Below are 21627 nucleotides of genomic sequence, written 5' to 3'. Positions count from 1 at the left end.
TTGTTTATTCTATTCCTCCTCTAAAATTGGATTTTCACTATCTTTTATTTTTAATGGCTCTAAATCCGCAAATGTTATTCTTGTTTTTACGGGATAACAGTTTGGAAAATACTTTTCACAAGCCTTAAACAGAGCTATAGATTCTAATTTAGTGCGAAAATTACCCACCCGAACCCTAAAATCCGGAGCAGAATACACCACATAAGCTCTCTCCGTAGGAAATAATTGTAAAAACTCATTCTTAACTGCAACTGCTTTTTCTTTATCGGTACTTCTCCCTGAAAATATCTGAATTCGATATCCGGTAAAACCCAGATTCTTCGAATTAATAGTACTATCTGTTTTTAATAGCTCATTCACTCTATCATCCTGTATGATATTAACAGTTCCCAAACTATCCTTTTTAATAATCTGAGAATCTACTTTAAAGGTAAGTGCACTATTTTGAGCAACTACTGCCAATCCTGATAAAACTATAGCTAGACCTAAAAACAATTTACGATACTTCATTCCAATTATTTTATCTATTAAAAAAACACGCTAAATTCATTCTCTCCAAAATAAATTTAGTTGGGAACAGAAAAAATAGGTATCTCTGAACGGTTGACCATTTGCTGAGCATAAGAACCGAAAAACATATTAAATGTAGTTTCAGCCTGTTCTCTCATGATCGCAATCAAATCAGCATCTATTTCCCGAGCATACTCCAAGGCTGTGATTGTATTATTATCTCCTTTTCGAATATTTTTAATCACTTTTATATTTTTTTCCTGCAAATAATCTTCTGCCTGCTGCATATAATGCTCTATTTTCCCAATCACACTGGAATTAGAAGTTTCATGAACGCCTAATATATGAACTTCAGCCTTACAGTTATGCGCAAGTTCTGTAACGTATGGTATTTTTTTTCTGGTTTCATTACTTGCATCAATAGGCATAAGAATGGTTTTTACCTCGCTATGTTCTCCTTCATTTTGTACTGTAACCACGGGGCAAGTAGAATAGCTTACAACCTTAAAAGCATTACTCCCAATAAAAAATTCTTCAAACCCAGAAGCTCCATAGGCACCCATAACAATTAAATAAGAGTCACCATATTTAGCTTGATTTATAATTTCACGATATACGCTTCCTATTCTTATCTTAAAATCAAAAACCCCATTCTCAACCTGATAATTAGGAGAATGGAGTTCTATTAATTTTTCAAAATATTCCTGAACCGTATGTATAATCTCATTTTTGAGTTCATCAAAATGAAATGGCATTACAAACTTTTCAGATTTTTTCACATGGACCATTCTTAGATGTGCTCCAAGTTTATTTGACAGATAGATGGCAAATTTCAAAGCATTAATAGAATCTCCAGAGAAATCAACCGGTACCAGAATACGCTTCATGATGCTTAAGTTTTCAATTTAAATTAAACTGTTCGTAATGCAGTTTTGATTTCCTAAATAAAAATAAAAACGAATAACCTAGAAAGAGAAATCCTCCTAACAAACTACATATCAATACCTTCTACGACACGCCATTTGCAGGTTAAAATTACACAAAAATATTTAGCAACAAACACAATTTAAGCGCTTATGCAGTCTAATTAGGAATTAGAAAAAATTGACTTTGCAAGTTAATTCAATTTACAAATTAATCTTTGAAAAGATTCTATCATCAAAAAACATATATGAAGAATGAAATAGTAGATTTTCAAGATGATATCTAAAATAATTGAATACCCAAGAACTTGTCAATCTATGGAGATAATATAACTTTGTGCGGAATTTAAAAGTGGGGATATCGAAAATGAGTAATAAGAACAAAAAATTGTTTTTGGAAACATATGGTTGCCAAATGAATGTTGCAGATAGTGAAGTCGTTGCTTCTATCATGCAACACAACAATTATGAGATTACAAAAACTCGCGAAGAGGCAGATATTATCTTAGTCAACACTTGTTCAGTCAGAGAAAATGCAGAACAGAGGGTAAGAGGAAGAGTACAAGGGTTTGCAGCATTAAAAAAGAAAAATCCTAAATTACTAATTGGTGTCATCGGTTGTATGGCCGAACGATTGGGTGACAAACTCTTCGAACAAGAGAAAAATGTGAATCTTATTGTGGGTCCGGATGCTTACATGGATCTTCCCCTTTTAGTGGAGAAGGCAGAAAAAGGAGAAAAGGCTATCAACATCGAGCTATCCCTCACAGAAACCTATAAGGATATTTGCCCATCAAGAATAGATGAAACATCCATTTCAGGTTTTGTTTCAATCATGAGAGGTTGCAACAATTTCTGCACCTATTGTATTGTACCCTATACAAGAGGGAGAGAACGTAGCAGAAATCCTGAAAGCATACTCACAGAAGTAAAAGATTTGGTAGAGAAAGGATATAAGGAAGTTACCCTTTTGGGACAGAATGTAAATTCCTTTCATTATAAGAATTCTGTTTCGGAAATTAATTTTCCTGAACTATTAGAAATAGTTGCATTAGCAGAACCTAATTTACGTATTAGATTTGCCACCTCTCATCCTAAAGATATGAGCGATGACACCCTAAGAGTAATTGCCAAATATCCCAATATCTGCAAAAGCATCCATTTGCCTGTTCAATCTGGCAGCAATTCGGTTTTGGCCAATATGAAACGGAAATACACTAAGGAATGGTATATGAACCGGATAGAAGCCATCCGAAACATTATACCGGATTGTGGGATTTCTTCGGATATATTTTGTGGCTTTCACAACGAAAGTGATGAAGATTTTCAGGAAACTTTAGACTTGATGAAATGGGCTAAATATGATTTGGCTTTCATGTTTAAATATTCTGAGCGTCCAGGAACCTATGCCTACAAGAACATGAAAGACAATATTCCGGAAGAAGTAAAAGGAAAACGGCTTAGTGAAATGATTGAATTACAGAATCAATTATCGCATGAGAGCAACAAAAGAGATCTTGGAAAAGTATTCGAAGTATTAGTAGAAGGAACTTCCAAAAAATCTGATCAGGAATTATTTGGCCGAACTTCTCAAAATAAAGTAATTGTATTCCCTAAAAAAAATTACAAAGTTGGAGATTTTGTTCAGGTAAAAGTGAATGATTGTACCCAAGCTACTTTAATTGGAGAATCAATATAAATAAACAAGTCATACTGATTACAAAAAATCCTGTATCAGTATGACTACATACTATTTTCTTATCTTTAGTTCAAATAGTTATTGATTCACTACCTCTTGTTAAATCTTTAATTTCCAATCCATGAAGATTACAATACGTCCTGAGAATAAGTCTGATTACCGAACAATAAGCATGGTGACAGATATGGCTTTTGGCAGGGAAGAAGAAGGAAAACTGATTGAAAATCTTCGCAAAAACAGAAAATTTATTAAAGATTTATCATTAGTTGCCTGCATGGGAAGTGAAATTGTTGGTCATATTCTATTCACGCCAATACTCATTAAACATGAAGATAAGATATTCAATTCTCTTGCGCTAGCACCTGTATCAGTTATTCCAGAATTACAATCTTTAGGAATTGGCAGCCAATTGATTCAAAAAGGATTAGCTAAAGCAAAAAAATTAGGACATGAATCAGTAATTGTTTTAGGGCACGAAAACTATTATCCAAGATTTGGATTCCTTCCTGCTAGTAAATACAGGATTACAGCACCTTTTGAAGTACCCGATAATGTTTTTATGGCTATTGAATTAGTGAAGAATACACTACAAAATGTACACGGTTGTGTAGCATATCCAAAAGAATTTAATGAAGTCTAATTTTTCCCAATCACAAAAGCATCCTTTAATCCTACAAGTTCAACCAACTCCAATACATCATCAGAAACATTGGCTAGAGCAAATAAACGATCCTGTGCACAAGCCAATTCGGCAATAGCTTTTAATGCAGAAAAACCCTGACTATCTATAAAACTAATTCCTTTTAAATCTAGTACAATTTGTTTCCCTGATTGTTCAATAAATTCAATAATTTCCTTTTTCACCAAATCGGAAATTTTACTGTTAATTCTTCTTGTTCCCTCCAAGGAGGCAACAACCGATTGATCTTCCATTCGAAAATTCAACATATCCTTTAGGCTGGTTATTAGCTATGTGTACACAGCAAAGAAACTAGATTTTCCTTAAAAAACAATAATTCGGTTCTAATTTAATATTGATCTGAATCCACATAATACGTTCGATACCGAACATACTTTTGTTCATATCCGAACAAAAGCATTCATAATACAATTACACATCCCTGTAGAACCCACACAATACTAAATGCTTACAATTTATGGTATGAAATGTGATAAATACCACAAATTACCTTAACAATTATATGCTATTCAGATTTTTAACGCAATTTTTTAAGACATGATTAAAAAGCTCTTTTTTATTTCTGCATTTTTAATGGCCTTGGCAGAAAGTCTTCTAGGAATGGAGACACCACAATGGCTACGTTATCCAGCAATATCCCCTAACGGACAAACTATTGTTTTTGAATATGGAGGAGACCTTTTCACTATTCCTGCTGAAGGTGGTATCGCAATGCCTCTAACCAGCAATCCAGCCTACGATTATCAACCTATATGGTCTCCCGACAGCAAAACCGTTGCTTTTGCATCAGACAGACATGGAAATTTTGATATTTTCACTATTCCTGCCACAGGAGGAAGCCCCAAAAGACTCACCTTCTACTCCGGAAGCGAAACACCATCCAGCTTTAATCCGGATGGTAAGGAAATTCTCTTTTCGGCAATGATCTACGACAAACCCAAAAGTGTGATGTTCCCTACCCGAACCTTACCTGAATTATATAGTGTTCCAACAGAAGGTGGCGAAATCACCCAATTATTAAGCTCGCCTGCATTAGATGCAAAATATAGCAAAGACATGAATTACATTTTGTATCGCGACAGTAAAGGATACGAAAACCATTGGAGAAAACACCATACCTCGGCAGTAACACGGGATATTTGGTTATATGATGTGAAAAATAAAAAACACAATAAATTTTCCACTTTCAAAGGCGAAGATTTATATCCGGTTTATAGTACCGACAACAAAAACATCTATTATCTAAGTGAAAAATCGGGAAGCTTTAATGTATGGGAAGCTCCTGTAGATAACAAAACTGAATTAACTCAGATAAGCTTTTTTGAAAAACATCCGGTGCGTTTCCTTAGTATTTCTAATCAGGACAAACTTTGTTATTCGTGGAATGGAGAAATATACACCCAGGAAAAAGGAAAAGAACCTGTGAAATTAAAGGTGAGTGTAGCAGTAGATAACAAGGAGAATGCCATTACCTACGAGAAGTTAAGAAACGGAGCAAGAGAAATGAGCGTTTCCCCAAACGGTAAAGAAGTTGCCTTTATCGTTAGAGGAGAAGTTTTTGTCACCTCGGTAGAATATGGAACCACCAAAAGAATTACCAATACTCCGGAACAGGAACGTTCGGTTAGTTTTAGCCCTGATGGAAAAGCATTACTATATGCTTCGGAAAGAAATGGCAGCTGGAATTTATATCAAACCAAATTGGTTCGCGAAGAGGAGACTCATTTTGCCAATGCTACTCTTTTAAAAGAAGAACCAATTTTGGAAACAGAGGCAGAAACCTTTCAACCTAAATATTCTCCCGACGGAAAAGAAGTTGCCTTTTTAGAGGAAAGAGTAATCTTAAAAGTGATTAACCTGGAATCTAAAAAAGTGAGAACCATATTGGGCAAAAAATGGAATTATTCCTATTCTGATGGAGATCAACACTACGATTGGTCGCCAGATGGAAAATGGTTTTTAGTCAATTTTTATCCTCACACTATTTTCATGCCCGACGTTGCTTTGGTGGATGCCCAAGGAAATAAAAATATTGTGAATCTTACAGAAAGTGGATATAGTGATTCGGACGCCAAATGGTCCTTAAAAGGAGATGCTATGATCTGGTTTACCGACAAACGTGGCTATCGAAGTCATGGTAGTTGGGGAGCGGAATCGGATGTTTACATTCAATTTTTCAATAAGAAAGCCTTCGACAAATTCCAATTATCGAAAGAAGAGAAAGAGCTATTGAAAGAAGCCGAAAAAGAAAAGAAAAAAGAAGCTGACGCCGATAAAAAAGAAGATAAAGACAAAAAGTCCAAAAAAGATAAGAAGGACAAGAAAGACAAAAAGAAGGTTGAGGATCTTAAAATTGAATTTTCCGGAATGGAAGATCGTCAGATTTGTTTAACGATCAATCCATCTAAACTTTCGGATGCAATTCTTACTCCTGACGGAAAAAAATTATTCTATCTAAGCAAATTCGATGGTGGATATGACCTATGGGTGAATGATCTGGAGGAGAAAGAAACCAAAAAGATTTTAGACCTAAAAGGTGGCGGTGGAGCCATGCAGTTCGATAAAGATGCTAAAAATCTGTTCCTGATGTCGGGAAACAGCATCATTAAAGTTGATGTAGCATCAAACAAACGCAAAAACATAAGCTACACTGCCGAAATGTATTTGGATAAAGCCAAAGAACGAGCTTATCTATTCGAACATGTTTGGCGCCAAATGCTAAAGAAATTCTACGATCCTGAAATGCATCGCATCGACTGGGATTTTTATAAAAAAGAATACAAACGCTTTTTACCTTATATCAACAACAATTACGATTTTGCAGAAATGCTAAGCGAACTATTAGGGGAATTAAATGCCTCTCATACTGGCTCCGGATATCGTCCTAATCCTAAAAATCCTGACAGAACAGCACATTTGGGTGCTTTCTTCGATTGGAACTATGAAGGTAATGGACTACGCATTGCTGAGATTATTGAAAAGGGACCTTTAGATATAGCTGATGCAAGAATTAAAGTAGGTGATATTATCGAAAAAATTGATGGCATTGCCATTACAAAAGACAAAAGCTATTATCCTTTATTAAATCACAAAGCAGGTAAAAAAGTATTGCTTAGTCTATACAATCCTTACTCGAAAGAGCGTTGGGATGAAACCGTAAAGCCTGTTTCACGAATCGGTAACTTACTTTACGAACGTTGGGTAAAGAAGCGTCAGGAAGATTGTGACCGATTATCCAACGGGCGGATTGGCTATGTTCATGTAAGAGGAATGGATTCCAAAAGCTTTAGAAAAGTATATTCCGAAATAATTGGAAAATACGGAACACGTGAGGCAATAATCGTGGATACCCGTTTTAATGGCGGCGGTTGGTTGCACGACGATCTGGTTACCTTACTAAGCGGAAAAATGTACTCTACCTTATCCCCAAGAGGACAAGATTTAGGTACAGAACCATTGTCGAAATGGAAAAAACCATCTGCTGTTTTGGTTAGTGAGAGTAACTATTCCGATGCTTGTGCTTTTCCATACGTTTATAAAACCTTAAAAATTGGTAAGCTTATAGGAATGCCGGTTCCCGGAACCATGACCGCTGTTTGGTGGGAAACACTTCAGGACCCAACATTATACTTTGGAATGCCAATGGTAGGTGTAAAAGACCTAAACGGACAGTATATCGAAAATCATCAAATAGAACCGGATATAAAAGTTGCCAACGAATACGAAGAAGCAATTAAAGGTAAGGATCAACAACTGCAAAAAGCCGTTGAATCCTTATTATCCGAACTAGATAAGAATTAGTCTGTGTAAATTTTAATACCCTTGCAGAACCGCACTTCTCCTTATGGGAGAGGTGTTTTGCAAGGCACAGAAAAACTTTATTTACAACAAACAATAACACATAGGAAGTCTGGGAAACCGGCTTCCTATCTTTTAATTAGACTAGTCCAAACCGGCAAAACATACTTAATTAATCAATCACAAGGAAAAAGACGAAACATGAATTTGGAAAATCTATTAGTTGGAGTATTCCAATGCACAAAGCACACCTTGGGCATATGGGCTTAGGCAAATTGGTTGGGATGCCTGTTGCCGGAACCATGACTTCGGTTTGGTGGGAAGAATTGGATAAATAATACCAGGAGTCGAAGCCCAAAACTTCACTTTACCTCAATTGATTTGGGCTTCGTTCTCCTGATTTTATAAGTATAAAAACTTCCGGAAGCTGAATATTAATAAAACCAGAAATAGGGTTATTAACCTACCAGCGGAAGGAAGAATAGGGGTCTGTTTTCCAAGAAAACCATTTTCTGGTTTTTAAATAGACAATTCCCTGGCCGAAAATTGCACGGAAAATAGGGGCCGTTGTGATTTTCGGCTTTTTATTTTTTAAATATCAAGCATTACACAAAATTGGCGACCACCTCTTGAGACAAAATCATCAAAAACCTCTGAAAGCCCCGCGATGAGTAGCTACTTTATGCGATGAGCAGCTCCCAAGTGCGTAGAGGGCTTACTTTATGCGTAGAAATGGTTTCCAGAGGCGATGAGCGGGTAAAAAGTGCGTAGAGATGACTACTTAATGCGATGAGCAGCTCCCAAGTGCGTAGAATAGCTTACTTAATGCGTAGAAATGGTTTCCAGAAGCGATGAGCGGGTAAAAAGTGCGTAGAGATGACTACTTAATGCGCAGCAATAGTTTCTAAATACGCAGAGCCACTTATATTCATAAAACTGCATCTGATCATTTTAATTTAGATTTAAAGGCAAAATCTAAGCTATTCCGGGAAAGGAAAAAACAAAAATGCTACTTTTAGCAAATCCAAAAATCAAATTAAAGACTCATGCAATATACCATTGTAAAAGCTGATAAATTCGAAACCATTAATTGGTCTGGAGGAACCAGTACCCAACTCTATATCTATCCCGAAACAGCTAATTATCAGGCTCGGGATTTCGATTTCAGAATCAGTTCGGCCAAAGTAGAGATGGAGCAATCGAGCTTTACGTCCCTGCCGGGAATATCTCGTAAGATTATGATTTTAGAAGGAGAAATTACCATTGCACACCAGAATCATTACACAAAAAAACTGGAGCAATTTGATTTAGATGCCTTCGAGGGCGATTGGAAAACTACCTCGGTAGGTAAATGCACCGATTTTAATCTGATGACTGCCAGAAATGCCAGGGGAGAACTATCCTGCCAGCAGCTTTTAAAACAGGAATTGCTGGATTATGAGGTAGACAATAACTGGGAGATGGTCTTGATTTATGTGCATTCGGGAAAAATCAGCCTGTCCCATCCCAAAGGGAATCAACATCTGGAAAAGGATGACTTATTAGTGATTCACCAAATAAAATCGGAAAATATCCGACTAATCGCTGCCGAAGACAGTATGCTTATAATCTCGAAAATAAGCAGAAATTAAAAAGCCTGACAAATTTAATTTACGGATAGTAAATCAATCTGTCAGGCACCTAATCTATAACAATATTATTTTCCCAAACGCTCGGTTAGTTTGCTGATGATCTGTTTGGCATCTCCCACAATACCCAAGTCGGCAACCTGGAATATGGGAGCATATTTATCTTTATTTACAGCGATAATCAAATCAGAATCTTCCATTCCGGCAACATGCTGAATGGCTCCTGAAATACCAAATGCAAAATACAAGTCAGGACGAACGGTTTTACCTGTTTGCCCCACCTGGCGCTCGTGTCCGATGTAACCAGCATCCACCATAGCACGCGAAGCCGAAACTTCCGCCTCTAAGGTTTTAGCCAATCCGTCCATAGCAGCAAATCCCTCCTTATTACCAATACCACGTCCGCCGGAAACTAAAATTTTAGCTTCGGTAATATCGATCAAATCGTTTTCCTCCTTCACGGTCTCCAATAGTTTCACTCTAAACTTACTGGAATCAAATTTCACCTCGTAATTCACGATCTCCCCTTTGCGATTTGCATCTGCATCCATGGCAAATAGTACACCCGGACGCACAGTACCCATCTGCGGACGATGATTTTTACAAACGATAGTAGCCATCAAATTCCCACCAAAAGCAGGACGAGTCATCAACATTTCATTCTTTTCGCCAATCTCAATTTTTGTACAATCGGCAGTTAAACCAGTACCTACACGAGCCGATACTCTCGGTCCTAAATCGCGACCAATGGTAGTAGCACCAATCAATAAAGATTCTGGTTTTCTTTCGCGGATAATCTGGCAGATAGCCTGCGCATAAGGTTCTGTTGTGTAATCTTTCAATTCAGGAGCATCCACAAGCAACACCTCGTCTGCTCCATGAGCGATTAACGCCTTTGCTTTGTCTGCAATTTTATGACCAAATAGCATGGCGTAAACCTTATCATTAAGCTGATCAGCCAATTTTCTGGCCTGCCCTAATAATTCCAATGCTACATTCTGAATTTCGCCTTCCCGTTGTTCGATGAAAACGTATATGCCTTTATATTCTTCTAAGTTCATAGCCACCCCCTAATTAAGAATAAATTTCTCTTTTAATTTCTTGATGATGATACCCACAGCCTCGTCGGTTTCCACTTCGTACAATTCACCAGCAGGTTTCAGTCCACGAGCAAAAGCCTTATAAACACTTGTTGGTGATCCTTTCAGACCTAAATTAGCCTCATCCACCTCAATTTCGTTGAAGCCCCAAACTTCCACTTCTTTTTGATAAGCATCCACAATACCACCAACGCTCATGTATCTGGCCTTATTAGCCGATGAAAGTACGGTTACCACACAAGGAGCATCTACCTCAAGCATTTGGTATCCCTCTTCGATATGACGTTTCATGGTAAAGGTCTTTACCCCATCAAATTTCAAATCCTGTAGATAGGAAACCTGTGGTAAATCAAGATGCTCTGCAATTTGAGGACCCACCTGAGCAGTATCCCCATCAATCGCCTGGCGACCGGTAATCAACAAATCGAAATCTATTTTTCGTAATGCACCAGCCAAAGCATGCGAAGTTGCTAAGGTATCGGCACCTGCAAATTTCCTATCGGTAAGATGAATGGCACGATCAACCCCCATGGCATATGCTTCGCGAAGAATCAATTCGGCCTGAGGAGGTCCCATGGTAATCACTGTTACATGCGCTCCATATTCGTCTTTCAACTGCAATGCCATTTCCAAACCGCTTTTATCATCCGGATTCATGATACTTGGCACTCCATCACGAATCAAAGTTCCTGTTTTAGGATCTATTTTTATTTCAGTAGTATCCGGTACTTGTTTAATACAGACAACTATTTTCATTTTTCTTTCAGATTTTAGATATGAAACCTATTTCAACATATTTGCAGAAATCACCATTCTCTGAACTTCTGAAGTTCCTTCGTAGATCTCTGTAATTTTTGCATCACGCATCATACGTTCTACCGGATATTCTCTAGTATATCCATAACCACCATGAAGCTGAACTGCCTTATTGGTAACTTCCATTGCAGTTTCTGCAGCATACAATTTAGCCATAGCAGCATCCACAGAATAAGGCAATTTCTTATCCTTTTTATTGGCAGCTTTACGAACCAACATACGCGAAGCTTCGGTTTTGGTATTCATATCTGCTAATTGGAACTGTGTGTTCTGAAAACCTGAAATCGGACGACCGAATTGCTTTCTTTCCTTCACATACTTCACTGTTTCGCTGATAGCTCCCTGAGCAATTCCCAATGCCTGAGCAGCAATTCCAATACGACCGCCATCTAAAGTCTTCATGGCAATTCCGAAACCTTTATGCAATTTCCCCAGCAAATTCTCCTTTGGTATCACTACATTTTCGAAAATCAGCTCGCAAGTTGCAGAACCACGAATACCCATTTTCTTTTCTTTCTTACCGATAGAAAATCCCGGAGTATCCTTTTCGATGATAAAGGCAGAGATACCACGAGTACCTTTCGATTTATCAGTCATTGCAAAAATCACATAAACATGAGCAAATTCGGCATTGGTAATAAATATCTTACTTCCATTGATAATATAATTATCACCATCTTCTACTGCTATCGTCTGCTGTCCGGCAGCATCGGTACCAGCATTTGGCTCGGTTAATCCAAAAGCACCAACCCACTCGCCGGAAGCTAGTTTTGGTAAATATTTTTGTTTCTGAGCTTCGGTACCATTCTCCAATATAGGAGCAGCACACAAAGAAGTATGAGCAGATACAATTACACCGGTAGTTGCACAAACAACAGATAATTCCTCTACTGCCATAGCATACATTAAATTGTTTCCGCCGGCACCACCATATTGTTTTGGAATTGGAATACCCATAATTCCAATCTTGGCCATTTTCTCTACCGTTTCAATGGGAAATCTCTCCAGATCATCCACTTCTGCCGCCAAAGGTTTCACCTCATTTTCAGCAAAGTCCCTAATCATTTGCTGAAATAATTCTTGTTCGTTAGTTAGGCTAAAATCCATGTCTTTTATTAAAATAATATCAAGATATAAACAATAAGACTCAAGAAAACAGCTCTTGAGTCTTAATTAAATATTCAATTATCAGATACTTTAGTTCACATTTTTCAAAATGATGGCAGTCCCCATTCCGCCACCAATACATAAGGAAGCCAATCCGTATTCGTTACCACTTCTTTTCATTTCGTGTAGTAAGCTAACAGTAATACGAGTTCCCGAAGATCCAATTGGATGACCTAAAGCAATAGCTCCACCATTTTTATTAGATCTCTCCTTAAAGAATTCTGCATCCACGTTATGATCTTCACTTAATTGTTTGATCACACCTAAAGATTGAGCAGCAAATGCTTCATTCAGTTCCAATACTTCCATTTGCTCCAATTTCATACCCGATTTCTTCAATACATTGGCAACAGCAGGAACTGGTCCCATTCCCATGATTGCAGGATCCACACCACCTTGTCCGGTAGCTACGATTTCAGCCAATGGAGTTAAGTTATGCTCTTTCACAGCCTCTTCCGAAGCAAGTAAAACGAAAGCAGCACCATCATTAATTCCTGATGAATTTCCGGCAGTTACAGTACCATCTTTTTTAAAGGCAGGTCTTAAACCAGCAAGCTTTTCGGCACTGGTTCTACGATTAATAAACTCATCAGCATCGAATAGGATCGTTTCCTTACGGGTTTTGATCTCTACAGGAACGATTTCTGCTTTGAAGTTTCCCTTATCCTGAGCGGCCATTGCTTTTTGCTGAGAAGCAAGTGAGAATGCATCCAGCTCCTCACGAGTTATATTGTATTTTTCCACTATATTTTCAGCAGTAATTCCCATATGATATCCTCCGAAAGCATCGGTTAAGCCATCATAAACCATGTGGTCAACAGCTTTTAAATCCATCATTTTATGACCGGTACGAACCGTACCTGGCATCACAAAACCTGCATTCGACATATTTTCGGTACCACCGGCAAGAATCATTTTTGCTTCTCCGGCTTTAATGTTTGCATAGGCCAAATTGATGGCTTTCATTCCCGAGCCACAAATCATATTCACTCCATAAGCTGGCACTTCCTGAGGTACACCGCCCTTAATGGCAGCTTGACGAGCAACACCTTGTCCCTGACCAGCCATTAGAATATTTCCTACAACTACCTCATCAAGTTGAGCGGCATCAATACCAGTTTCTTCAATGATGTTTTTGATAACAGTAGCTCCCAAATCGGCAGGTTTCACAGGAGTTAATGTTCCTAAAAATTTTCCGATTGCAGTACGTTTGGCTGCAACAATATATACTTTGCTCATATCTTTATTTTTTAAGATTGATCATTAATAATCTATGGAATATTTAGCTATGACAAGGGATGTTCTGGCCTTGAATTTTCATTTCAATTAAATCCTCAGCAATGATTAATTTGGCATCAGTAGCATTCTGGATTTCTTCCAAGGTAAAGACCGGATTATATTCCTTCAAGAGAATTCCTTCCGGAATAATTTCCATAACACCCATTTCAGTAATAATCATATTCACCTGTCCGGCTGCTGTTAATGGAAGGTTACATTCCTTCATGATTTTATGGTTGCCACGGGCAGTATGTTCCATGGCAAGAATAACACGTTTTGCTCCTACAATAAGATCCATAGCACCTCCCATTCCAGGAGTTTTTTTACCCGGAATAATCCAGTTGGCAAGATTTCCCTTTTCATCCACCTGAAGAGCTCCTAAAACAGTAACATCTACATGTCCTCCTCTAATGATACTAAAAGAAACAGAACTATCGAAACTACTAGCTCCGGCCTTGCAAGTGATGTAACCACCACCAGCATTTACAAAATCAGGATCTTCCTCTCCTTCGGCAGGAGCAGCACCCATTCCGAGTAATCCATTCTCCGACTGAAGAATTACATTCACTTCCTCAGGAACGTAATTTGGAATAATTGTAGGTAAACCAATGCCTAGATTTACCACATCACCGTCTTTTAATTCGAGAGCAGCTCTTTTGGCAATCACCTCTCTGATTTCTTTCTTATCCATGTCTTATTAGTTATATCGGTCATTAGTCACTATTCAATAGCGAAACTATCAATGGCCATTGAATTCGGTAATATTTTAATGACCTGTAACAAGTGACTATATGCTATCCATTCAATCTTCTACTTAATTCCTGAGCCGCATAAGAAGCGACATCATCAGCATATTTATTCATTCCAAAACCTGCATCGTAACCAAGTTCTTTTGCAAGCTCATGAGAGATTCTAGGTCCACCACAAATCAAAATTACCTTATCGCGTAGTCCTTCTGCTTCCATTAATTCTACTAATTCAGTAAGATTTTTAATGTGAACATCTTTTTGAGTTACCGTTTGAGAAACCAATAAAACATCAGCTTTTAATTCAATTGCTTTAGCGATAAACTCTTCGTTTGGTACCTGACTACCCATATTTAAAGCCTCTATCATATCATATCTCTCCAAGCCATAGTGACCTGCAAATCCTTTCATGTTCATGATCGCATCAATTCCAACTGTATGAGCATCGCTCCCGGTACTCGCTCCAATCACACGAATAGAACGACCAATATTTTCCTTTATAAAATCGTCTGTTTCGTGCATATCCATAGTAGTAGATTCTACTTTTGGAACATCAATATCTGTAAAATCAACAGTGTGTGTGCAATTGCCATAGCAATTGAAAAATGTAAATCCTTCCATCAATTCCTGCACGTAAACAACCTGAGGATTCTCAAAACCCATTTTTCTCATCAATTGTTTAGCCGCTTCGATTGCTTCCTCTCCTTTAGTTACCGGAAGGGTAAAACTAAGCTGAGTTTTACCATCGTTCATGGTATCCCCGTAAGGTTTTATCTTAGTTAGATCCAGGGTTTTATCAAACTCATTTGATTCTGTTGAATAAAGACCTCCACTCATTTTTTTTGTCTCCTATATATTTAGATCTGAGGCCGGAAACATTTGATTGAATCGCTTGTTCCGATACTCAGCACTCTAGTCTAATAATCTATTTACCTAGCATTAATTCAATAAAAGGATTGAGGTAGTTGCTTCCTTTTTCTACAACTCCATCTAAACCTTTACCTCCATTTTTAGGACGTTTAATATCCGCAAAAATTCCTTTTTCAAGAGCATTAAATAATCCTTCTTTTTCGATGCTCTCCACCAAGGTAATTGCATCATCCAGAACCTTTGCAGCTCTCTTGCGAATGATTCCACCTTCTTTGAATTCCATCTCATCCCCAATGCTTTTCATATTATTGAAGATATATTTGGCATTCTCTATGGAAAGGTATCTGTCCGACATAAAAGGAGTATGAATTGCTTCGGTAAGCATTCCCAATAATTGAATTCCCTGTCCGGTCCAAATAGAAATCTGGTTAAATAAAGCATCCTGAATATTTCCTTTAAAGATATTCCCGGTCATAAATTTTGTTGGTGGCATATATTTCAAAGGCGCTTTCGGGAAAATCTCTCTGATCATCTGTGCCTGTGCCAGCTCATAAAGGAAACCATTTTCCAAATCAGGAGTCATCTCGAAAGCATGACCCAATCCCATCTGTTCTTCAGGTAATCCTGCTACTAATGCCAATTGCTCGTTAATAAAATCTGAAGCCAAAACGGTATGTGCCTCATCAAAAGCATCTGCAGTAGTAAGGTAATTGTCTTCGCCGGTATTGATAATAACACCTGCAAAACCATTCAATATTCTTGAAAAGTATTGATCTACAATGGTGCGTTGCATATTAATATCACGGAAAAGAATACCGTATAAGGCATCATTCAACATCACATCCAAACCTTCAATCGCACCCATGGCAGCAATCTCCGGCATACACAAGCCAGAACAATAGTTACATAAACGGATATAACGTTTTTCCTCTTCTCCAACTTTATCTAAAGCAGTACGCATGATATGGAAATTCTCCTGAGTAGCGACAGTACCACCAAAACCTTCGGTAGTTGCACCGTAAGGAACGTAATCCAACAAACTTTGTCCTGTGGTACGAATTACTGCAATAATATCTGCACCCTGACGAGCAGCAGCTTCCGCCTGTACCACATCTTCGTAGATATTACCAGTAGCTACAATTACGTATAAATATGGTTTACTTCCTTCTCCAATAGTATCCAGATAATTATCTCTTTTTGCCTTACGATCTTTGATCATCCGGATACTTTTCTCTACCAAAGGCTGAATTGTCTGATGAATTTCTTCTTTAGTATGTACCGGAATTTTAGTGATATCCAACTTCCCATTTGCAATTTTTTCTGCAATTTCCTGTGGATTTAATCCTGTTTCCAGAACAGCATTCCCTAAAAAGAACATTACGCCTTCGCTCAACACTCCTTTTTCCTTCAACTCATCCACCAATATATTGGGTAATGGCACCTCATTTTTGTCCACTCCATCAATACCTAAAAGACGACACAAAGTACGCTCAACAGCTACTGTTGAGTAATTGTCTACGAATTTTTGAACATCGTCAGCAATTCGCTTCGACACCTCTTTTGCATGTCCTATTTTTTCAAAATCAAGACCTAGTTTGCTCCTTTGCATTTCAATTTATTCTTTTTCCTGATAGATTTTAAGATCTAACATTTATTAATAACTAGCTTTCCATTCAATTGGTTCTGCGCTTTTTCTACAATTTCCTTATTGATTCCCAACAAGGAGGCAATGCGAAGCGCTTCGTGAGGAACTTCCCCATTGTAATCCTCTACCAATGAATAATCCATATAACTGTTAATATTTTTTTGGGTGATCAAATTATCTCCCAATTCCTTATCCAGACCAACTACCCGTAGTTTTCTGAAGTAAGGATTTAATCCACTATAATGAGTAGTAATTACACTACATATTTTATTTTGATGAAAAATATCAGCCACAGCATTAACTATTGCCAATCCTTCTACTGGATTTGTTGTTCTTGCCAATTCATCAATTAGGATCAGTACATTTTCATATTTTTGAGCGTCTTCAACCATCTCACTTACTTTTAGCATCTCCGAAGCAAAAGAAGAAAGTCCGTTTAGTTCACTCTGCTCATCCCCAATTGAAGTGCTTATTTTGTCAACAATTCTAATTTGAGCGGAATCTGCCGGCACAAAAAAACCAAATTGAAACAAATACTGACAAAGAGCCAGTGTTTTTAAAACTACTGTTTTGCCTGCCATATTCGCACCAGTAATCAAACAAACCGATTTCTCCAATTCAATATCTATTGCTTGATATTTTCTATCCTTATTTTCAAGTTCATTTTTTATCATTGGGTTGAACATTCCCTTATAATTTGTATTCTTTTCGGATATTTCTGCTTGATTCAAATTCAAATTCAAAACTTGAGCTGCCTTTGCAATCAATAAATCCAAATGTGCAAGCTGATTTAATGATTGTGCCAGATTATTACCAAACATCTTAATCTTCGCACAAAGATCTTCCCGAACCAAAGCTTCAATTTTTTGAACCTTATCAAAACACACTTCCACTTCTTTATCCGAAACCCCGTCCTTTGCTTTCGTTATCTTTAAAGCTTTACGAACGTTTGCCAATTCCTCAGAGTAGTTATCGTAAATATAAAAAGATGGGATTTTTGTATTCTGAGGATCAAGAATTCTTATTAATGGTTGAAGATCCGGGATTTCAAGAACAACATTCTTCAACTCTTTTTGCAATACTTTAATTTCCTGCGTAAGCAAAGCAAAAACTTTAATTTCGAAAAGCTCCACATCGTCCAACACCAAATTAGCTTGCAAATTATTTACGGTTCCTCTAATATCTCGCAACTGGCTTAACTTATGCTGAATTTTGGATAGGATCTCTGCATTTGGTTCGAAAGCCAGGAGTTGTACAAACTGATTTACCAAATTCAATTCTGCTGCAATTTCGAACTCCTCATACATCATTTTCGAATTCAGCAGAAATCTTCTTCCCAAAGAAGATTTCAGATCCAAATTCTCTACCAGAAATTGCAATCCGCTTGTGTTTAATATGGCTTCTCGAAATAACATGCTATATTCTTTTAATATCGTAAACCGGAATATCTAATTTACGCTCTAATGCCTCTTTTAACTCATCCGAATTTAAGGTATAACCATCAGGTGAAACTGGATTTATTGTAATAGCCAATAAATTTGTATGATTCAAAACACGAATACTTCCGCCCCTCTTTACAAATGCATAATAAGTTTCCGGACTCGCAAAAATACTGGTGAAATCCCGAACAATCAATTGAATTTCTGCAATCTGTTTTTGAATCTTCAGAAAACCCAAGAACTTATCCGTTACCGCTCCACTTACAAAAAAACGATGACCATACTTAAAAAGCTTATCCTTTTCCTTATCAATCAATAAAACCGAGCTAATTCCTATATCCTTTATATTCTCCTCTGCATCAACCGACCAAATTCCACTTCCCACTTCAGATAGCTTTGTTTTAAGCTTGCTGTTTATCTCCGGCAATTGAATTAAATCATACACATACTGTGTTTTGAAAACCAACTGTGAAATACTTACCGAAAGAGCTGCTCCTGTCGCCAAAATCATAGCCTCAGTTACAGCCGGAGAACCCAAGCTCTTGCGCGATAATGCTCCATCCACAATACTCAAATCAACCCCTTTATTTCTCAAGTCAGCTAAAAGTTCCTTTATGGCATGATTACTTGCAGGACCAGATAAAAGCACTTTCCCCTTACTTAAAACTTTGGCTGTCACTAATCGCCCTAAACTGGTAGATTGACGAGAAACATCCAATACTTCAGAAAGTAAATTTCGTTTCTGATAATGCAGTTCCGAAGTCACAAAAACCATCCCTTCACTCAATTCAATTTCTGGTTTATGCGTATGTGTAACCTGATCGCGGCTTTCCCCGTCAATACCAATCGAAGTAACAGCAATTTGTTTATGGCTGCCCCTTAAACGGGACAGCACATAATTCAAACACTCGGTCTTACCAGTATTTTTTTCAAGTCCTACAATCGAAAGACTGCTATAGCTCTCTATATTATTAAGAAACGGCATGCGTTTTTTTGTTCCTGTCTTTTCGTGCTAAATGATCCGGTTCAATAGATAAATTCTCCCCGTCTAAAAGAGAAGCAACACCTTCATTTTTATCCTGAATCAAACAATCCGGACAAGTACATTTATCCTCGTAATAGGTTGGTTCAGTATAGGTAGTTATCACCCCTTCAAAATTTCTCAAAACCACTTTATGAGGACTCTGAGAAATTACATATTGTGGCATAACAGGTATTTTTCCACCTCCACCCGGAGCATCCACTACAAAAGTAGGAACTGCAAATCCGGAAGTATGACCACGAAGACTTTCAATAATTTCGATACCTTTTGATACCGGAGTTCTGAAATGCTCTAATCCCATGGAAAGATCACACTGATAAATATAATACGGACGAACACGGTTCATCACCAAATTGTGCACCAGTTTTTTCATGATATGCACACAGTCATTCACTCCTTTTAACAATACTGATTGGTTTCCTAAAGGAATCCCAGCATTTGCCAAACGAGCCAAAGCAGCTTTTGCTTCTTCGGTCATCTCATCAGAATGATTGAAATGTGTATTTAACCAAATAGGATGATATTTTTTCAACATATTCACCAAATTCTCGGTAATACGCTGTGGTAATACCACTGGAGTACGACTACCAATACGAATAATTTCAACATGAGGTATGTCTCTCAATCGGCTAATGATATATTCTAATCTATCATCACTTACCAATAGAGCATCTCCTCCAGAAAGTACAACATCGCGCACCTGCGGTGTATTTGCAATATACTCGATGGCTTTTTCAACATTATCTTTTGGAGTAGAAGCATCCGACTGGCCTGCAAAACGACGACGAGTACAGTGACGACAATACATAGAACACATATCGGTAATCAAAAACAATACTCTGTCCGGATATCTGTGAGTCAATCCCGGAACTGGAGAATCCTCATCCTCGTGAAGTGGATCCAATAGATCAGCATCCGCTTGATGTACTTCCGCAGCTGTTGGAATAGCTTGCTTTCTAATCGGACAATTTGCATTATCCGGATCAATTAAAGTCAAATAATAAGGAGTTATTGCCATGCGAAGTGTTGCCAATGATCTTTTAACTCCTTCTTCTTCCTCTTCGGTAAGTTGAATATATTTTTTTAACTGATCTAAAGTTTCGATACGGTTGCGAACCTGCCATTTCCAGTCATTCCACTGTATGTCGGTTACCTCAGGAAACAATTCTTTGCGTCTGTTACTATTAGTCATTACACGTATAATTTTTCGAACAAATCTCTAATTCCTTCTGATTTTCTGATAATATCTAAAGTAAGATCGGCATGACCAAGAGCATAACCATTTCCTACAATCATATCCACATCCTTACCAACACCCTCAGCACCTAATGCTGCTTTGCTAAATGAGGTAGCCATGGAGAAGAAATAAACACATCCTCTATTTTTTGTAATCAGGATAGAAGTCATTTCTGTAGAAGGAACATTTACATTATTGATTACCACATCACAAGAATCTTCCCCCGTAATTTCAGTAACTCTGTTATAAACATCCATAACGTTAGTTGCATCACCAACCAAAACGTGAGTTGCCAATCCAAGTTCCTTGATTCGTCGCGCATTCTCTTCGGAATATTCTACAACGATCACTTTTCCGTTTGGACCAATCTTTTGCATTGCCTGATAGCAGCATAACATACCGGATTTTCCACCACCACCAATAATACAAACGGTATCGCCTTCTTTAACCAGGCGATCCACCTGAGCAGGTGCGCCCGCTACATCTAAAGCAGCCAAAGCCAATTTTTCAGGAATATCCGAAGGTAAAACCGCATACAAACCACTTGCAAAAAGAATTGCCTGTGCATCTGCATCCACCTGATCGTTAGACAAATTGATATTCTTGATTTTATTAATTTTTAACGGTGTTAAGGATAAAGAGACCAAAGTTGCAATCTTATCTCCCACCTTCAAATTCTGATTTGGAAAATTTGGACCAACCTCTTTAACTGTACCAATCAACATTCCTCCGGATCCGGTAACCGGATTTTGCATTTTTCCGCGTTCTCCAACAATAGAAAGAATCATCTCCTCCATTTTTGCAGTATCTGCATTGCAAGCACCTTTGATCTGTGTGAAACTTGCCGAATCGATATTTAAAGTCTGAACATCAATCAAAACTTCATTATCGTAAATCGACATTGTGTTATCCAGCTTTTGTGCTGGTTGTGGAAGAGTGCCTTTTGGTTCCAGCACTCTATGAGTTCCATATTTATTTCCTTTATTCATTTTACTATCTGATATCAAAAAGTAAGTATCTATTTAAAAG

General features: G+C 37.7%; 18 protein-coding genes. 4 read left to right on the top strand and 14 right to left on the bottom strand.

The annotated features are described in order from the left end of the window. Positions 1-9: 9 nt before the first annotated feature. Positions 10-510, bottom strand: coding sequence for a hypothetical protein (locus tag DLK05_RS09670; RefSeq protein ID WP_127343802.1), 501 nt, complete (start codon positions 508-510; stop codon positions 10-12). A 56-nt stretch (positions 511-566) separates the two neighbouring features. After that, complete coding sequence (locus tag DLK05_RS09665; RefSeq protein WP_127343801.1) at positions 567-1397, bottom strand: universal stress protein; 831 nt, start codon at positions 1395-1397, stop codon at positions 567-569. Positions 1398-1800: 403 nt separating this feature from the next. Here DLK05_RS09665 and miaB point away from each other — a divergent pair, with 403 nt between their 5' ends. Both miaB and DLK05_RS09655 read left to right on the top strand, forming a co-directional pair. Beyond that, positions 1801-3132: a tRNA (N6-isopentenyl adenosine(37)-C2)-methylthiotransferase MiaB gene (gene miaB / locus DLK05_RS09660; RefSeq protein WP_127343800.1), complete on the top strand. Its 1332-nt coding sequence runs from the start codon at positions 1801-1803 to the stop codon at positions 3130-3132. A gap of 121 nt (positions 3133-3253) precedes the next feature. Beyond that, positions 3254-3772 (top strand): GNAT family N-acetyltransferase, encoded by a 519-nt coding sequence (locus DLK05_RS09655; RefSeq protein ID WP_127343799.1) that lies wholly within the window; start codon positions 3254-3256, stop codon positions 3770-3772. On the opposite strand, the gene DLK05_RS09650 is transcribed toward DLK05_RS09655, so the two are convergent. Next, positions 3769-4080 carry an STAS domain-containing protein gene (locus tag DLK05_RS09650; protein ID WP_127343798.1) on the bottom strand — a complete coding sequence of 104 codons (312 nt, stop codon included), beginning with the start codon at positions 4078-4080 and terminating at the stop codon, positions 3769-3771. The two genes, DLK05_RS09655 and DLK05_RS09650, sit on opposite strands and share 4 nt — an antisense overlap. A gap of 289 nt (positions 4081-4369) precedes the next feature. On the opposite strand from DLK05_RS09650, the gene DLK05_RS09645 reads away from it, so the two are divergent. Beyond that, the gene (locus DLK05_RS09645) at positions 4370-7633 is read left to right on the top strand and encodes a S41 family peptidase (RefSeq protein WP_127343797.1); all 3264 of its coding nucleotides are present in this window, start codon (positions 4370-4372) and stop codon (positions 7631-7633) included. Positions 7634-8676: 1043 nt separating this feature from the next. Beyond that, positions 8677-9261 (top strand): HutD/Ves family protein, encoded by a 585-nt coding sequence (locus DLK05_RS09640; protein ID WP_127343796.1) that lies wholly within the window; start codon positions 8677-8679, stop codon positions 9259-9261. 65 nt (positions 9262-9326) lie between these two features. Here the strand turns inward: DLK05_RS09640 and DLK05_RS09635 are convergent, their stop codons facing one another. The 11 genes from DLK05_RS09635 to kdd all read right to left on the bottom strand — a co-directional run bounded on the left by DLK05_RS09635 (position 9327) and on the right by kdd (position 21587). Next, entirely contained in the window at positions 9327-10319 is a 993-nt protein-coding gene (locus DLK05_RS09635; RefSeq protein WP_127343795.1) for an electron transfer flavoprotein subunit alpha/FixB family protein, read from the bottom strand. Positions 10320-10328: 9 nt separating this feature from the next. Next, on the bottom strand, positions 10329-11114 hold the full coding sequence (locus DLK05_RS09630) for an electron transfer flavoprotein subunit beta/FixA family protein (protein ID WP_127343794.1): 786 nt from the start codon (positions 11112-11114) through the stop codon (positions 10329-10331). A gap of 27 nt (positions 11115-11141) precedes the next feature. Then, positions 11142-12281, bottom strand: coding sequence for an acyl-CoA dehydrogenase (locus DLK05_RS09625; RefSeq protein ID WP_127343793.1), 1140 nt, complete (start codon positions 12279-12281; stop codon positions 11142-11144). Positions 12282-12371: 90 nt separating this feature from the next. After that, positions 12372-13580 (bottom strand): acetyl-CoA C-acetyltransferase, encoded by a 1209-nt coding sequence (locus DLK05_RS09620; protein ID WP_127343792.1) that lies wholly within the window; start codon positions 13578-13580, stop codon positions 12372-12374. 43 nt (positions 13581-13623) lie between these two features. Then, a complete protein-coding gene (locus DLK05_RS09615) occupies positions 13624-14310 on the bottom strand; it encodes a 3-oxoacid CoA-transferase subunit B (protein WP_127343791.1) in 687 nt (228 codons plus the stop codon). A 103-nt stretch (positions 14311-14413) separates the two neighbouring features. After that, positions 14414-15202 (bottom strand): lysine 5,6-aminomutase subunit beta, encoded by a 789-nt coding sequence (gene kamE / locus DLK05_RS09610; RefSeq protein WP_127343790.1) that lies wholly within the window; start codon positions 15200-15202, stop codon positions 14414-14416. Positions 15203-15290: 88 nt separating this feature from the next. After that, positions 15291-16844, bottom strand: a complete 1554-nt coding sequence (kamD, locus tag DLK05_RS09605; RefSeq protein ID WP_127343789.1) for a lysine 5,6-aminomutase subunit alpha — start codon at positions 16842-16844, stop codon at positions 15291-15293. 35 nt (positions 16845-16879) lie between these two features. After that, complete coding sequence (gene kamC / locus DLK05_RS09600; RefSeq protein ID WP_127343788.1) at positions 16880-18295, bottom strand: lysine 5,6-aminomutase reactivase ATPase KamC; 1416 nt, start codon at positions 18293-18295, stop codon at positions 16880-16882. 1 nt (position 18296) lies between these two features. Next, positions 18297-19304 (bottom strand): lysine 5,6-aminomutase reactivase subunit KamB, encoded by a 1008-nt coding sequence (gene kamB, locus DLK05_RS09595; protein ID WP_127343787.1) that lies wholly within the window; start codon positions 19302-19304, stop codon positions 18297-18299. Further along, on the bottom strand, positions 19291-20553 hold the full coding sequence (gene kamA, locus DLK05_RS09590) for a lysine 2,3-aminomutase (protein ID WP_127343786.1): 1263 nt from the start codon (positions 20551-20553) through the stop codon (positions 19291-19293). The genes kamB and kamA overlap by 14 nt, the downstream gene beginning before the upstream one ends. Further along, positions 20553-21587, bottom strand: coding sequence for an L-erythro-3,5-diaminohexanoate dehydrogenase (gene kdd / locus DLK05_RS09585; RefSeq protein ID WP_127343785.1), 1035 nt, complete (start codon positions 21585-21587; stop codon positions 20553-20555). Before kdd ends, kamA begins: the two co-directional genes overlap by 1 nt. Positions 21588-21627 lie beyond the last annotated feature (40 nt).

Origin of the sequence: Ancylomarina longa (assembly GCF_003996985.1) — a bacterium.
GTDB classification, from domain to species: domain Bacteria; phylum Bacteroidota; class Bacteroidia; order Bacteroidales; family Marinifilaceae; genus Ancylomarina_A; species Ancylomarina_A longa.
This window is presented reverse-complemented; position numbering and strand designations above follow the sequence as displayed.

Bases quoted from the DNA above. Each gene is read 5' to 3' on its own strand.
- DLK05_RS09670 (WP_127343802.1), bottom strand. From the start codon at position 510: ATGAAGTATCGTAAATTGTTTTTAGGTCTAGCTATAGTTTTATCAGGA.
- DLK05_RS09665 (WP_127343801.1), bottom strand. From the start codon at position 1,397: ATGAAGCGTATTCTGGTACCGGTTGATTTCTCTGGAGATTCTATTAAT.
- miaB (WP_127343800.1), top strand. From the start codon at position 1,801: ATGAGTAATAAGAACAAAAAATTGTTTTTGGAAACATATGGTTGCCAA.
- DLK05_RS09655 (WP_127343799.1), top strand. From the start codon at position 3,254: ATGAAGATTACAATACGTCCTGAGAATAAGTCTGATTACCGAACAATA.
- DLK05_RS09650 (WP_127343798.1), bottom strand. From the start codon at position 4,080: ATGTTGAATTTTCGAATGGAAGATCAATCGGTTGTTGCCTCCTTGGAG.
- DLK05_RS09645 (WP_127343797.1), top strand. From the start codon at position 4,370: ATGATTAAAAAGCTCTTTTTTATTTCTGCATTTTTAATGGCCTTGGCA.
- DLK05_RS09640 (WP_127343796.1), top strand. From the start codon at position 8,677: ATGCAATATACCATTGTAAAAGCTGATAAATTCGAAACCATTAATTGG.
- DLK05_RS09635 (WP_127343795.1), bottom strand. From the start codon at position 10,319: ATGAACTTAGAAGAATATAAAGGCATATACGTTTTCATCGAACAACGG.
- DLK05_RS09630 (WP_127343794.1), bottom strand. From the start codon at position 11,114: ATGAAAATAGTTGTCTGTATTAAACAAGTACCGGATACTACTGAAATA.
- DLK05_RS09625 (WP_127343793.1), bottom strand. From the start codon at position 12,281: ATGGATTTTAGCCTAACTAACGAACAAGAATTATTTCAGCAAATGATT.
- DLK05_RS09620 (WP_127343792.1), bottom strand. From the start codon at position 13,580: ATGAGCAAAGTATATATTGTTGCAGCCAAACGTACTGCAATCGGAAAA.
- DLK05_RS09615 (WP_127343791.1), bottom strand. From the start codon at position 14,310: ATGGATAAGAAAGAAATCAGAGAGGTGATTGCCAAAAGAGCTGCTCTC.
- kamE (WP_127343790.1), bottom strand. From the start codon at position 15,202: ATGAGTGGAGGTCTTTATTCAACAGAATCAAATGAGTTTGATAAAACC.
- kamD (WP_127343789.1), bottom strand. From the start codon at position 16,844: ATGCAAAGGAGCAAACTAGGTCTTGATTTTGAAAAAATAGGACATGCA.
- kamC (WP_127343788.1), bottom strand. From the start codon at position 18,295: ATGTTATTTCGAGAAGCCATATTAAACACAAGCGGATTGCAATTTCTG.
- kamB (WP_127343787.1), bottom strand. From the start codon at position 19,304: ATGCCGTTTCTTAATAATATAGAGAGCTATAGCAGTCTTTCGATTGTA.
- kamA (WP_127343786.1), bottom strand. From the start codon at position 20,553: ATGACTAATAGTAACAGACGCAAAGAATTGTTTCCTGAGGTAACCGAC.
- kdd (WP_127343785.1), bottom strand. From the start codon at position 21,587: ATGAATAAAGGAAATAAATATGGAACTCATAGAGTGCTGGAACCAAAA.